The organism is Thalassomonas actiniarum, assembly GCF_000948975.2.
Lineage (GTDB): Bacteria > Pseudomonadota > Gammaproteobacteria > Enterobacterales > Alteromonadaceae > Thalassomonas > Thalassomonas actiniarum.
In genome coordinates this window covers 3,880,388-3,895,690 of the sequence record NZ_CP059735.1, presented here as the reverse complement: position 1 = coordinate 3,895,690, position 15,303 = coordinate 3,880,388, and the positions used below count along the sequence as shown (strand labels likewise).

The 15,303-nt window shown below is 47.8% G+C and carries 9 protein-coding genes; 1 reads left to right on the top strand and 8 read right to left on the bottom strand.

The features are described 5' to 3' along the window. Positions 1–209: 209 nt before the first annotated feature. The 7 genes from SG35_RS16925 to SG35_RS16895 all read right to left on the bottom strand — a co-directional run bounded on the left by SG35_RS16925 (position 210) and on the right by SG35_RS16895 (position 10,665). The gene (locus SG35_RS16925; RefSeq protein ID WP_053042870.1) at positions 210–1,385 is read right to left on the bottom strand and encodes an outer membrane protein assembly factor BamB family protein; all 1,176 of its coding nucleotides are present in this window, start codon (positions 1,383–1,385) and stop codon (positions 210–212) included. 343 nt (positions 1,386–1,728) lie between these two features. Continuing rightward, on the bottom strand, positions 1,729–3,294 hold the full coding sequence (locus SG35_RS16920) for a winged helix-turn-helix domain-containing protein (RefSeq protein ID WP_044831659.1): 1,566 nt from the start codon (positions 3,292–3,294) through the stop codon (positions 1,729–1,731). A 134-nt stretch (positions 3,295–3,428) separates the two neighbouring features. Further along, positions 3,429–5,318, bottom strand: a complete 1,890-nt coding sequence (locus SG35_RS16915; RefSeq protein ID WP_044831658.1) for a hypothetical protein — start codon at positions 5,316–5,318, stop codon at positions 3,429–3,431. A 414-nt stretch (positions 5,319–5,732) separates the two neighbouring features. Further along, positions 5,733–6,176 (bottom strand): hypothetical protein, encoded by a 444-nt coding sequence (locus SG35_RS16910; RefSeq protein WP_044831657.1) that lies wholly within the window; start codon positions 6,174–6,176, stop codon positions 5,733–5,735. A 289-nt stretch (positions 6,177–6,465) separates the two neighbouring features. Continuing rightward, entirely contained in the window at positions 6,466–7,167 is a 702-nt protein-coding gene (locus tag SG35_RS16905) for a DUF4197 domain-containing protein (RefSeq protein ID WP_160298247.1), read from the bottom strand. Between the two features lie 183 nt (positions 7,168–7,350). Beyond that, entirely contained in the window at positions 7,351–8,586 is a 1,236-nt protein-coding gene (locus tag SG35_RS16900; protein WP_053042868.1) for an OmpA family protein, read from the bottom strand. A 60-nt stretch (positions 8,587–8,646) separates the two neighbouring features. Next, on the bottom strand, positions 8,647–10,665 hold the full coding sequence (locus SG35_RS16895) for an AsmA family protein (protein WP_044831656.1): 2,019 nt from the start codon (positions 10,663–10,665) through the stop codon (positions 8,647–8,649). A 242-nt stretch (positions 10,666–10,907) separates the two neighbouring features. Here SG35_RS16895 and SG35_RS16890 point away from each other — a divergent pair, with 242 nt between their 5' ends. Continuing rightward, entirely contained in the window at positions 10,908–12,152 is a 1,245-nt protein-coding gene (locus tag SG35_RS16890) for a DUF5610 domain-containing protein (RefSeq protein WP_044831655.1), read from the top strand. 91 nt (positions 12,153–12,243) lie between these two features. Here the strand turns inward: SG35_RS16890 and SG35_RS16885 are convergent, their stop codons facing one another. Then, the gene (locus SG35_RS16885) at positions 12,244–15,237 is read right to left on the bottom strand and encodes a TonB-dependent receptor domain-containing protein (RefSeq protein ID WP_044831654.1); all 2,994 of its coding nucleotides are present in this window, start codon (positions 15,235–15,237) and stop codon (positions 12,244–12,246) included. Between the last annotated feature and the right edge of the window lie 66 nt (positions 15,238–15,303).

Here is a 15,303-nt window from a genome sequence, read left to right as displayed (position 1 = left end):
CCACGCCTGTCAGGCGCTGTGGTAACCAGGTTAACCCATGTTGCAGATGTAGACAGCTCCCTTGTCACTACCATGTCCTTAAATCAATAACTGAGTTGTGTCTGATTTAACAGTATAGCAATGATATCAGGGAGGTTTGCCAACTCCCTGAAAATTATTGCTGTGCCCGTTATCGCCGGGCACAGCAGCTTTGTCCGTTATCGCTGGGCTTATTCCGCAAACACATGCAGTTTGCCGTCGAGATCGCCGACAAATACCTGGCCATATTTGATTGCCGGGCTTGAATGCACACCGCCGTTGATATAGCTGTTATTAAGGTATTGTGGCTGATAGCGCCATTTTATTTCGCCGCTGCTGCTGTCGATTGCCACAAAGCCTCGGCTGATGGGCTGCCAGTAGTCATCGGTAGCGGTAGAGCCGATATAAAGGGTATCGTCGGTGACGGCGGGTTTGCCCCAGCTCCAGCCGGATAAAGGGGTTGTCCACAGCAGATCCCCGGTTTCACTGTCAAACTTATAGAATTTAAGCGAGTCAGAGCTGGCGATAAATAATGTTCCGTGCTCTGATCCCGCCGTTGCCGTCGATTCAACCCAGGAGCCGCCTTCATAGGTGTAATCCCAGACTTTTTCTCCGGTTTTTTTGTCCAGGGCATACAGCTGGCTGTCTCGGTTGCCGACGATAATTTTATCGTCAATAACGCTCGGGGCGGAAACAAACCTGAAGTCGTAATTGTCCAGGTTGGCGGCAAACTGCCATACCTGCTGGCCGTTCTTGCGATTAACGGCGTAAATATGTCCATCCCAGCTGGTGATATAGACCAGGTTGCCGGCAATGGTGGGGGTGGCGCGGATCCTGTCTTTGGCGCTAAAAGTCCAGATGACTTTTCCCCGATAGGCATTAATGGCAAAAAGCTCGCCGGTGGCGCTGCCGACATAGAGGTATTTTCCTTTAAGTACCGGCGATGATTTGGCCCAGTCAAAATCCCACGGGGCATGGCCTGCGGGACCGTTGCGCTGCATATCGCCATCGCCGAGATCTATTTTCCATAATTCTTCACCGGTGCGGGCATTTAAAGCATAAAGATAACCGTCGTCACTGGTAAAATAGAGCTTCTTGTGTTTAAAAGCCGGTGTCGAGCGGACTATGCCGCCGGTGGCTTTTTTCCACTTTAATTGCCGGCTATTGATATCAACGGCATATAAAAAGCCGTCATCGCTGCCAAAGTAGGCGGTATTGTGCCTGACCTTGATATCGCTCCAGATAGGCCCGCCTGTGGAGAATGACCATAAATGATCGCCGCTTTTGGCATAGCTGGTATTGGGGTGAATAAAATAGCTGGTCATCAATATGGCCAGGATAAGTTTTAGCAGGGATAATATTCTCATTCGTGCTTCCTTTACGTTATTAATCTGATTAAGTCATTACCGGGTTTTATAAACCGGGTTAACCTGCTGGCTTGGCTCACAAGTTTCAGCCCGTTAAAAGTAAAGGCAGCAAGGCTCTTTTGTCCTGAATCGGTTCTGAAGAAGTCTTAAGAGTTCTTAAGTTGTTGTTACTTATTGATAATTAGTGTTTTTTTTGAAAACGGTCAGCACCAGGCCAAGCTGTTTAAAGGAAAGGTATTTTCAGGGTTTGGTGTATCTTTAGCTGGATCCGGCGGTTATTCTCCCTTAGACAGTAAATGAGCTGATGTTTGTTGTCTAAGGGAAGATCATTTTTGAGATCAAGTTAAAGGCCGATTTGCGCCAATAATTGTTGAAATTGCTCCTGGTGGCGAATGGCGTCGTATTTAGGATCAACCTTTAGCCATAAGACTTGATACTGGCGTTGATTAACGGCCTGCTGCAGTAACTCCAGTGCCCGGGCATGGTCACCGGCACCTATGGCATAACGGGCCAGGGAAAGGGGCGGGGTGTATTGTCCCAGGTTATATTGCTGCTTATCCTCAAAGGCTAACCAGTGATACAAGCCGGACAGGCCAACAGTTGTGAATCGCTGGCGTTGCTCGGTGATGGTGCTGTTCTTATAACCGGCCCTGGCCATTAACCAGAATAACTGCTCGGCGGCTTTTTGCTCTTGCCCTTGAAGTTCATGTATCGCCTGTAAAGAGACATGGTGGTCGAAACTCTCCTGCTGAAAAGGGGCAAGCTTCATCAGCTCCTGATAACCTTTTTCGTACTCTCTGGCCATGGTATAGATCCAGGCTATCGCGGGCCTTGAGTAGGCGTTAGGGTTCGCTGAGATATATTGCTGGCTATACTGGCGGGCAAGTTTGTATTTTCCTTGTGACAACAAGAACTGGGCGTAGAGGTGATCTGCTGCGCCTTCGCCTCTTGCCTTTTGATAGTGGTGCTGCGCCCGGGGGAAGTCCCATGCCTGCCAAAAGCTCATATTGGCCTGTGTTAAATGCGCGGCTTTGTTGGCGGTATCGAGCTCAAGCGCATTATTAATCAGGCTTTGCGCTTCCTGGTAAAACTTTTCCTTTTTATCTTGCTGAAATTGCAGGTATTTGAGTTCGCCGAGCAGGGCATAGGCCGGGGAAAAACCGGGCTCCAGGGTGATGGCATGTTGTAATAATTGTATTGCCTTGGCTTGGTAAGACGGCTGCGGATTGTCACTAAAGAGCAGATAGCGCGCTTTTTGGTAGTCCTCCCTGATACTCGCCGGTACGGGAGAGCTATGGCTTATGTTGTCCGGGTTGTTGGTGTCGGCGGAGAAAAATGAAGGTTTGCTGCCTGACATATAAGCCGCTGCCAGGAATAATATCAGTATTAATCCCGTTATTAGCGGCCAAAAAACACTTCGCCTTCCCTTAAGGGAGAAAATAGTGCGTTTATTTTCAGATACGGTATGTTTGCTTGACTCTGAAAGGGGGGGCACTTTGCCTGGCGGAGCTATTTCTTGGATCGGGGTTGTTTTTGAAGCTAATGCTTGTTTTTCGGCGGTTTCACCGGGGCTTACCGGACTTTTATCCGGCTTTATCAGCAGCTTATAGCCAACCCCGGGGATGGTTTTTATATAGCTGGGGTTACGGGAATTATCACCTAATGCCTTGCGCAGGTGGGCAATGCAGACATAAAGGACATCTTCGGTGACCACACGTTTGTTCCATACCTGTTGCAGCAGCTCACTTTTTGTGAGGTTTTCCCCGGGCCGGGAAGCTAAAAATGCCAGCAATTGGCTTTGTTTGTTTTCCAGTTGCACCCGGGTGTTTTCGCGACTGAGAACATTATTGTTTACATTTAAGCTCCAGTCGGCAATGGTAATGTGAGCCGGATCCGTTTGCACTGACATATTAACCTGTTATTTAGTATGAGAAGTGAATATTAAATGAGAGCATGAAAGTTAGTTGCAATTCCCCATAAATTTCAAAAGTTCCCGGACAGTTCAAACCGATAGCATAAACATCTTTTTAGTATTAGCCAAGCCTAGCGGGTATAGATTTTTTTAAGCTGGTGCCATGCCTGGGACCAGCTTTCGGTCAACTCCAGTTTTATCCGGGCATAATGTGGGGTGGCTTGCAGCACTTTGCCATGAAAGAACAGCCGATTATTTTCCTGCCGGTAACACAGGTTGATGTTCTGATTGTTTGATAAGGAATTTACCGGTTGCTCAAATTGTATTTTAATACCGGTAGCGGAAACATCCTTTAACCGGCATTCCGGCCCGTTGTGTTTGGGATCCAGCTGCAGCTCTACCATGTCGGTATCGCTGTAATATCTTGGCGTTGTGCGCCTATCAAGCGCGCAATATCCCATGGTATGGGAATTAAAAAAGCCGAGCAGGCCATTGGTGGTCGTAAGCAGGATAAAATCGGCGATATTGTATTTTCCCCCCGGTAGCAGTACTTGTATACACAGCATGATGATAAAGGTTGCTACAGCCAATATCAGCCCCTGTATTAGCGATGCCTGCCATAAGGACTGCTCGAAAAGCTGTTTATCACGGCTTGCCGGCAAAGTATCAAAGCGGTAACAGACAAAAAGTGTGATGAATAACGGGATCACCGGCCAGAGCAGGTATTCCCAGGGGGAATGGGACGGGGAGAACAAATTTAGTCTCGACAGGTAATCTGCAAAAAATAAAGCGCCGGTGATGGACAAATAGGTTATCAGGGAGATGCCGAAGTATATCTTCCACGGACGCTCTGCGTTTTTTTTGTAATGGCTGGATAAGTCGATTTCTTGCCAGAGCCGGTGGTGTTTCAGCAGATGCCGGGCGTAATAAGCGGTAAATAAGGCGGTGCTTAAGGTGAAAATGCCGGATAAAAACCAGTAACTCATGGCACTTACCGGGGTAAGCTGATCAAAGGTGCCCGGTTGAAACTGGCCGGGAAGTAAGGTTTTTAAGGCGAAAAAGCCCAGGCAAGCCCCCGTGAGTACGATAAGCAGCCGCCAGGTATGGAGGACTAACTGGTTCATTTGATCAAAGCGGGGATGGCTTTCTTTGATGATCTCAAAACCTAATTCTTCGATAAGTGCTCTGCTTTGTTTTGGATTCAGTTGCCGGTGGAGCAAACCACAGGTGATCAGGGCATAAATATGTTTGAGTTGTTTAACTACCCTGATTTTGAGATCGGAAAAATCGCTGATGTCATTTTGCTGTAAATTCTCCAGCTCCCGGGTGATCTCTTTGTGTTGTGCTTTGATTTTTGCCAGGGGGAAAGCGCTGAAGTTTTTGTCCTGGGAAAATAACAGCTGCCATTTTTCTTTATTGATTTCCTGGTACAGGTATTGGTATCTGAGCCAAATCCTCGGGAAATTCAGTACCATGCCCATTTGGCTGTTATTAAAAAACGAGTCTTTGAACAGGGCTTTTTCGGCGGGGGAAGCTACCGAATACAATAAAGGTAATTTGATCGGGTTATCGTTGAGCAGGGAAAACAGGTCGCGGGCATATCCGGGGATACGGGCCCGGGAGTGCAAGAAACGTTTGGTATTGTCTAGCAAGTCTTTGAGCAGGGGCAGGTTAGGCAGCAGGGTGCTGATAATAATTGCCACAACAATATTTTTAATCACGGGATGGCTTTGGGGTAAATCAAGCAGCATTAACGTCAGGGGATCCCATACCTCTCTGAGCAGGCTGTACAGCAGGATCAACATCAGGATATAGACCAGGTTATACAGCTGGTATCTACGGTTGCCGGAAAGCACTTTAGGGGAGAATTTCTCCATGTCTATCAGGGTTTCAATGGTGTAAAACTGCTGATTCTCCTGCTCCAGCCGATAATGGGGGAAGTTGAAAGAGCTCAGGCCATATACCAGTATGATGGCCAGCGCGGTGATGAGAGAAATGAGATTGGGGGTTAGTTCGAACATCCAGAGTGATCCATTTTTCTTCCCTTGCACTTTAGTCTAGCATAAAGCCTGGACTCTTATGGTAAACGGCTGATTTGTTATAATGCGCTTGGTCTGTATGTGATGTTGGCCGTTGATTGTCGCGAGTATCAGGGTAAACCTGGCATGAGGCAATCCGGGCTTTAGTGCCGATGGTTTTAGTGGAAATGTCTTGTTGTATGATTGATGCAACAGGTGAATTTTATTCCCGAATGTTTAGATACCGGGTCGCTTCACTGCAGGTGACAGATGCCCCCGTGGCTTTTGCCTGTGAGCCGGGTAAGCGTTGGCCATTGAATTATCTTTCAGGCCTTTTAGAAAAGGCCTATAGTTCCAGTCACCCCAGATTAAGGGGAAAGTGTGCTTTCAACATATTTACCCCGCGACCTTGTCGGCTCAGACAACATCATATTCAGGCTTATCTTTGATGATCTCGGCAACTTTAGGCTCAGGATGGGCGCTGTAAAAGACCTGATCTTTGACATTGATTGCGGTGATATAATCGATAAAGGCAGCTTGATTCTGCTCTATCGGGATAAGGTCTTGCGGTACCAGTACATAACTTAACAGCGCATTGAGTACATCACAGTGATGATTGATCACCTTATGCAGATAATCGATAAAGTCACCGTCATAGGTGGTGCAGACCTGTAATTTCGCGTTATGGTCGAGAAAAAGAAAAGGAGAATAGTCCAGTTTACCACTTTCCAGGCAGCTCTCCGGGGTCAGGTATTTAAAAACCTGGCGTAAGTTGAGGGCATTTTTCCTTATCGGCGGTTTGACTTCGAATATAAGGTTGAGGGTGTTTTGTGAGGGTCTGAAATTGTTAAATACGTCCATGTGTTTACCTTATCAGTTTGTTTTTCTTGTTAATGCTAAAGGCTGAAATTTTGGTTAATTTGTCATCGCGGTTTTTGTCCTTTACTTCTAACCAGCTGTTTAGATTTCAAAGGCAGCGCTGAAAGTCCGAAATTTAAGCTCAATAACATCATAAGGACTTTTAATTTAAAATTAAATAACAATTTCGTCTATAAAAGAAGCATATTAAGCCATTAGCTTAGCTGACAGGAAAGGGAGGGAAACCGGGGGGCAGGTAAAGCGCGCCGGTGACCGGCACGCAACTGATTGATCAGCTTTTAGAAAATAACTGTTTTAATAATTCGGTGCTTTGTTTTTTAGGATCTGTACGTATGGCTATTTCTTCTGCTGCCAGATTATCAAAAATACTGCCTATGGCTTTTTGCTGAACCAGGGAAAGTATCATGTTGGCATCGGCATCATTCAGTTCGGGCACGAAAGGCAGGTTGCGATATTTGTTCATGATGTTTTCATAAAGTTCAAAAGCTCCGACACCGGATAAACTTTGTTTGATCACCGGGATCATGGCAGTACTGATAGGGACAGACATGGATTGTTCGAGATATCGGGTGGCGGAATCACTGCCGCCGCGATAGAGTTTTTTGATATCTTCGAGTTTAAGCTCGGCAATGGCATTTTTTAATATCGGCCCCGCCCCAGGCATTGCCTGCTCTGCCGCCTGGTTGAGCCGTGCCTCCAGTTCTTTGGGCAGTGAGCTCATGCCCACTTTGCTTAAGGCACTGGTGACGGTTTTCAGTGATGTAGGTAAGCTGATATGGCGATCGGGATTGTTGTTAAAGGCGCCCGGCTGCTGTAATTCCCGAACCACGGTATCTGTGCCTACGCTCAGCGCCTGCTTTAACCCTTGTGAGATCTGTTCGTCGCTGAGGTTGGCGCCAACGGTTTTGTCCTTAATACCGTTGATGAGCTTTTTGGCGCTGTTCCACCAATCTTCTTCTGCTTGTGCCGGCATGACCAATATCAATAAAACTGACATTAGCGCAATAATATTTTTTTTGTTAATCCGGGAACCAGGCTTCATATAAACTACTCATGTTATTGATATGATTAATAGAATAGCAAATTATTCACGAGTTACCATAAAAAAGCCGGCACAGTGCCGACTTAATTCGTTTTTAAGCTGTTGAAGCGTCTGTTATTTTCTCGAACGTTTCACTTCTGTGGTGATCACCGCTTCCATACGGCGGTTTTCTGCATGGGCTTCCCGGCTGTTATCGGGATTTTTCAGCCGGCTTTCGCCGTAACCTTTTGCGCTCACCCGGCTTGGACTGATATTAAACTCCCCGGTGAGGATCTTTGCTACCGCCCGGGCGCGTTTTTCGGATAGGCTCTGGTTATATTTTTCATCCCCCAGGGCGGAAGTATGCCCGGCCAGTTCCACTTGGGTCTTGGGATATTGTTTCATAAAGCGGGCCACTTTTTCTATTTCACTTAAATAACGGGCCTTTACCTCAGACTTATTGTTGTCAAATTGCACCAGTAATTCTATGGTGACAGTCTCGTCCTGATATAGGGGGCAGCCCTTGTTGTCGACTTTTTCACCCTGCGGGGTTGTCGGGCAATTATCCAGATTATTGGCAACCCCGTCGCCGTCGTTATCACCGCAGCCTTTGCTGTTCACCTTGCTGTTGGCAGGTGAATTCGGGCAAAGATCTTTATTATCGCCGATACCGTCATTATCGCTGTCAGGGCAGCCGGTATTATCAACCCGGGCACCTGGCGGGCTTGCAGGGCACAGATCGCGGCTATCAGGGATGCCGTCCCGGTCACTGTCGACGGGTTTGCTTATCCTGGGCTTGTTGGTATCAAAGAAATAGACCAGGCTTAGGCCCAGGGAAAAGTCGGTATGATTTTCTTCCGGGGTAAAGTATGCTTTGGTTTCGGCCTGCAGGGCAAAATGATCCTGAAAATAATGGCGGTAACCGGCGCCGAGATTGACGGCAACATCCCGTGCTTGTAAGTCCATCATATTGATGCCGGTGATAAAATACACATTCTTGGCATCAGGAAATATCAGGCCATCGATGCCGAACATCCGGCCGTCCGGGCTCTTGCCGTTATTTTCAACTTCCAGGCTGAGGTTACTCCAAAAGCCCCTGACTTCAAAGGTCGGGTTGACCCGGTAGCCAAAATGCAGCCCGGCACCATAGCCATGATCAATGCTGGTATTAGTGGGGTTGTTCACTTTTCTGTCATTATCTGTGGTAAGGTAGAGGCTATCAACGCCGAAATAGGCATTTCCCACCAGGACTTTGGCATCCGGGGTTTCCGCCAGGCTTGCCGGTGAGCAAAGCAGTAAAGAAAAACCGCATAAAACAGTGAGTGAAGACCACAAGCGTTTTGTGAATGTTTTCCAGGTTAAGTTTTTCATGATTTTACTTTTTACTTATATTTTCAGTTGTTTGTGCGTTAACTATGGGTCAAAGAAAGCTTAATTTCCAAATAAATCTTTTAATTTGTCTGTAATTTTATCTTTTGCTTTTTGTTTTAATTGCTCACTGGCTTCACTTTTAAGATCTGCCTTGATTTTCAGCTGATGGAAGGGACCTTTGATTTTGACCGGCAGGGTTAATCCCGACGTTTTTTCCGTGCTTGCCTGCCCTTTGGCTGAATTGACCAAACGGGTGTTAAGGCGATAGTCTAAGTGGCTTTCGGGCAGGTTGACTTTTCCCTGGCCGCTAACCCTGAGAAAAGGGTTTGCCAGGGTTAGCTGATTATCCGTGCTTATGCCTTGGGCAAACTGAAAGCTGGCATTGAGGGCGGCAAAGTCTGTTTTTTCTGACTGACTGAAGTCTTTATCCAGGCTCATTTTATCAAAGTTTCCGCTAAGCAGGTTTTTAGCACTGCGGGCCAGCGCTCCGAGATTAACGCCTTTTATGGCGCCATCGCTTAACTCGGTGCTGACGGTGCCGTTAAGCTGGTTGATAAAGTCATTCAGGCTTTGGCCATGACTGGTGAAAGAGAAGTTGAGTTTGCCACTACCGATAAGCTGTTCAAAACCGATAACATCCCTGAGCAGTGGCTGAGCCTGAATACCTGAAAGTGAAAACTCTGTGTTTAGCTGATACGGGCTGGTGGAGGCATTGAGTTTGATTGTGCCCTTGCCTTGGCCCTGATAGGCACTAAATTGAGTTAACGCTATCTCTGCCCGTTTATTTTTCAGGGAAATATTTAGCTGGTTTGTCCCCAGGGTGATGTCATTAAGCTGGAGTTGTTCAGAGCTTATCTTGATATCAGCGTTGACTGCCCCGAGAGCGGCCAGGTCTATCGGGGTTTTATCCCAAACTATTGGCTGAGCTTGTTTGTCTGAGGGGCCCTCTTTTTCGGCCGGAGAGGGCGGCGGACTTTTGTCGGTGTTAAGGCCGGGGGCATCTTTATTTTTTGGGGGCAGATAAGGCGTTAGATTCAGTATACCGAGATTAATATCGCTGCGGATATAGGGAGGCGTGGTCAAGTGTAAATCCGCTTCTCCATTTATCGAGAGCTCATCTAAAGTGGCATTGAGCTGTTCAAGACGCAGGATATTGTTGTTTAAATGCAGATTGCCGATCAGGGAAAACTGGTTAAAAGCCTGCGCTTGTGCCTCAAGCGGCAGTTTTTGCCATAAGGCAATTTTTTTTACTGAGTCGCCTGAGAGATTGAGTGTCCCGCGGATGTCTTCCCCAAGGTTGGTGATTTTTCCGTTGTAGTTAAGGTTTGCCAGTGTCGAAGTTAACGCGATGGAAAAGGTAAAGCTTTGCCTGTTTAAAGCCTCGACGGGGGTTGATAAGGTACTGGCTAAGCTAAAAACTTGATCGGCATAACTTATTTCACCGTTAATTTTTAATGCCTGGTGCAGTGACGGCAGCAAAATGGCCAGATTGAGCTTGTCGAGTTTAATGCGTTGCTGCGAAACCTCTTTTCGTTTGTCCAGATAAGTGATAGTACCGTTTTGAATTTCTATCTGACCTAACTGCAAATCAAAACCTTCGGGCAGGGACATTGGCGGGTGTTGCGGTGTTACCGCATTTGTTGTTTTTTGCCCGGGGGGACTGGCCTTTTGGCTTAAAGTGGTATTGTTTACCGGGAGAAATTGCCAGTTAGCTGTTCCTTTATCGTCGACTTCCAGCAGGATATCCGGCTCTATGACGATAAATTTTTCAATATTGAGTTGTTTTGAAAAAATGGACATCCAGGGCAAATGAATTTGCATGGATGTCATCGTCACCATGTTTTTTCTTGAACCCTGCGGCAGGTTGGCAAAACGGACCCGGTTAAGCTCGAGCACTAGGGCAGGAAAAAGACTGAGCTTTTTCTCTCCGTCGATAAACAGGGAGCGACCGGTTTGTTTTTCCACCTGGCTGCTCACCTGTGCCAGGATATCATCCGATGAGATGAAAAAGGGTAGGATCACTACCAGGCAGATGACAAAGGCGATCACTGAGATCAAGGCTTTACTCGCTGTGCTCATATTTATCCTTAAATGTTGTGCTCTGGAGCCAGCGGCCCTCAGATTTTGTTGATGTTAAAGCACCGTTATTACTATAGCCAAGCAGATGACTTCTTTCCCTGCCAATTACCAATAAAATCATTCCGCTTTAGCGGGCTTCTTGTGTATACTTTCGAGATTAAAAAAACGACAAATTCCCCTTAAGTTATGTTTTATGGGGCCGATACAGTATTACTAAGGCCAAGGTACCGCAGGTTATTCACATGAACATTAACCCAATAGATCAGCCAGTTAACCGCCCTTTGAATAAAGGTCAGGGCAAAGCTCAGGGGACAGGGGACGGCGAACATAAAGCCGATAAGTTATCAACCAGGCAGGATGAAGTCAGTGCCGGGGTATCGTCTCAGCATAAATTGCGCCTGGGGGTACAGTCCTTGATGTCGGCATTAAAAAGTAATGTCACCCTGGGAGATTCTTTTAATGTGACTTTTGAAAGCCGTCAAAGCATTCAGCTGAGTGAAAAACAAACCCGCCAGCTGGATAAGATGGAAGTAGAGCCTTTTTCCTTTGATTTTGAAGCGGTGGCGGAAAATGTCATGGAATTTGTTTCCAGCGGCATTATGCTGGCAAAAGCCGATGGCGCCGATGATGACAAACTTGCCGATATGCTCAGCCAGGCCCGCTCGGGCATTGAACAGGGTTTTGGTATGGCCCGGGAAGAATTAGAAGGCCTGGGCATGATGACAGAAGAGCTGGAGCAGGGGATTAACAAGAGTTACGATTTGCTGCAAAGTGATCTTAATGAGTTTGAAGAAGAATTGTTTGGTACTGAAAAGTCTGGCGCTGAGAATGGGCTTGGCCAAGGTGATATGGGATTAGCGGCTAATGGCCTGCTCAGTCAACAGTTAAATATGCTGGAGCAGGAGCAGGGCACGATTAATATCCAGACCCGGGACGGGGATAATATTAATATTCATTTTGGCAGCCTGATGACTTTAGATCAGCAGAGTATGCAGCAACAGGGCATGTTCAGCCGGGAGATCAGTTTTAGCCAGAGCCAGTCGTTCAGCTTACAGATTGAAGGTGAGCTTGATGAAGAAGAACTCGAAGCCGTCAGTTCGCTGGTGCAGGATATCGGCAAACTTGCCGATACGTTTTTCAGTGGTGATATCGAACAAGCCTGGCAACAGGCCAATGAACTTGGTTTTGACGATCAGCAGGTTGCCCAGGTCTCTTTTGACTTCCAGGAAGTGAAACAAGTCGCCGTTACCGAGCATTATGGCCGTGTGCCTCAGCAGCATGAGTCGCCTTTTGCTGCTATTTCGCCATATTTAAAAGATTTGGACAGTGCCGCCAGCCTCGCCGATAATTTGTTTGCAGGCAATAACCTGAAAGAGTTAATGAGCGGTGTTGCCGAGCAAGTATTGGCTGACGCGAAGGATGCTTTAGATAGCAGCAGTGGGCAGTTTGTTAATTTCAACCAGAGGTTATTGGATGCGTTAAGTTAACCTTATTGCGTTCGCATTATAAGTTTCATTTTATGCATAAAAAAACAGGGCCAGCAGGCCCTGTTTTACTATGCGTGGTATAGGCGCTTAGTTAAAACTCAAACTTAACCCCCACTTTATAGAGACGGCCTAGCACATCATAGTTACTGGGGAAGGTATTACCCGAGTTATACTGAGTGCTACCTGCCTCGCCGCCAACTACCGGTGGATCTTCCTCGAACAGGTTATCGACCCCGAAGGTGAACTTCATATGGTCGCCGTAGTGATAACTGGCGAACAGATCGACATAATCGGCGCTGTCGATTTTCTTGAAGGCATCAAAGTAGCCGGGTCCGCCCTCAGCCGTTGCTGCGGCATATTGGAATGGTTCAACCTCTATACTGCTCATATGGCGCCACAACAGGGAAACGGTAAAGTCTTCATAGCTCCAGGTGGTTCTTTGTACCCAGCGCAGTTCGGATACCGGATCACAGGAGGTACCAAAATAACCGTTACAGTCGATAACCGGCTGAACATCAGAAGCCTGTTTTTCATGGGTCAGGTATTTGTTGATATTGGCGGACAGGGCCAAGTCTCCCATATCGCCGAGTTTGACGTTAAAATTCACGCCGACTTCGATACCTTCAGCTTTTTGATTCTTCAGGTTAGTGGTGAACAGCTCAACCCCGGAGCCGGCTACCGTCAAGTCGCCGCCGATACGGTTGATTTTTGCACATTCGCTGGCCAGTCCGTTAATATAACAGGCGTCCAGGACTTCCTGGGCGGTGAATTCACCGATAACATCATCAATATCGATATCGTAATAATCGACTGTGATGGTAAAGTCATCGAGGAAGTCTGAGCTCCAGACAAAACCTGCGGTAAAGGTATCGGCCTCTTCTTCGGAGGGGAGGTTGGCGGGGTCACTGCCGTCGATGGAGTTGATTTGTCCCGAGATAACATCCTGTACCTGACCGACCTGGGCGTCTGTCATGCCGGTTGAAATACATAACTGGCGCAGGGTGTCGTCAATATTGGCGGCATTGGCGACAGAGCAGGGGTCCTGCAGGGCATTATCCAGTCCCGTGACCACGGGAGAGGCTATTTCACCGACATTTGGCGCCCGGGTAGCCGATTGCTGCATCACACGAATTAATAAATCATCCACAGGCCGCCAGCTAAAGCCCAGTTTCCAGGTACTGACATTGCCGACCGAGTCATAATCGGCGGCGCGGTAACCGAACTCTAAATCCAGGGTATCGGCATATTCTGCACCGTCAAAAATGGGCAGTATACCTTCGAAGAAGATTTCATCCGCCTTATAGCCGCCGGAAATCGGCAATAAGTTACCGCCGGCGCCGCCCTGACAGCTTGCCGGGGCAAGTTTTAAACATTCATCCGGGGTTAAGGTACCTTTTTCCTGCCTGTGTTCGAAACCTATGCTGATAGACAAAGGTTCTCCTACGCCAGGTACTTCGATAAATTCTATCGGCCCGTCGATCACCAGCTGAGCCACGGTTTGCTCATATCTTTGGGTTTGCAGGGCGATGGCCTGGGCATAAGCTGCCATTTCATCGGTGATGGTACCAAAACCGCCAAATAAGTTGATAGGCACACAATTGGTGTCGCCGTTGGCACAGGTGACGCCATCAACACTGTCTAAGGCATTTTGCACATTGGTCAGGTTAGTGTAACCGCCGCGGGTGGTGACCCGGTTAGACTCGCCATATTGATAGGAGATATCAAATCCCCAGTCTTCGTAAAGCGTGCCTTCAAACCCTGCCAGTATCTGGAACTGATCGGTATCATAAAGCTCTGTGCGGGCGCCTAATTCTGCGGTACGTCTGCGCAGTTGTACCGTCAGGTAATCTTCGCTATCAACTACGCCATTGCCGTTAACGTCATTCCAGCTGCCTCCGTCCTCCAATAAGCCATTGCCCAGGGCGGTGTTACCGGCATCTATCATCCATTGGCGTGCCTGATCGCCAATAAGGGGGTTGGCCAGGGGTAAGTCAAAAGAGGCACCAAAAGTTCCGGAGGGTGCGACCTGGGCATCTACGCGGACCTTACTGTAATTAAATGTGGTATAGGCGCGCACATCGTCATTAATATCATAATGGGCGATGGCGGTGGCGCTGTATCTTTCCTGCGGGGTTTGGTAGAAATTAAAAGGGTTAAAGTTAAAACGGCTACATTCTTCACCGATAGTACCGTCATCCCTGAATTGCCCGGAAGCGGCGGCACCGGCGCCGACTATGGCAAATCGGGTGGGAATGGACGTGGTCGAGCCTGAGCCCTGGACAAAATCGACGGTATTGGGGCCACCACAGCCGGCAACGGGATCGACCGGCGGCTCGCCATTTTGAAACTGCTCATAACCGGCGCCACTGGCGGTGTCAATGCCGAGTAAACCTAAATCGCGATCTCCGAGCATAATGGCTTCCCGGCTCATCCAGCTGGCGGATACCGCGACATTACCCCGGCCATCTTCCAAATTAGAGCCTAAGGTTAAAGAAATGGTATCCCGGGTGCCGTCACCTTCTTCGGTTTCGGAAAAATTATATTCCAGGGCCACCCCTTCAAAATTGTTCTTCATAATGAAGTTGACGGCTCCGGCAATGGCATCTGAGCCATATACTGCAGAAGCGCCGCCTGTGACCAAGTCAACCCGATCAACCAAGGCCGTGGGTATAGTGGCGGTGTCTACCTGGCCATCATAGTTAAAGGGCACTAGTCGCCTGCCATTCATTAAGACCAGTGAACGTTCGGGCTCTAGTCCGCGTAAATTGACGGTGGCGGCACCTGCCGTACCGTTATTGGCATTGGAGCCGTCCCCGGGAGTAGTACCGGGTAAGACCCGCAGGACCTTTTCAACTTCAGGTTCCTGCATATAACTCATTTCTTCTGAATCCATAGAAAGAATAGGACTGGCTGATACCGCGCCCGGACGGCGGATACGGCTGCCAGTGACTGCGATTCGTTCTACTTCTTGTTCTGCCTGTGCTTCTTCTGCCAAGAGACTGGTGGGTGTTAACAGAGCGGTAGAAGCTGTGCCAAATATCAGGGCAAGCTTAACGGCTCTGGCAACTTTGGAGCTTATATACATGACTTTCTCCATTAATATTTTGTTTTATCGACAAATAAAGAGATAAAAAACAGCTAATACAATTTT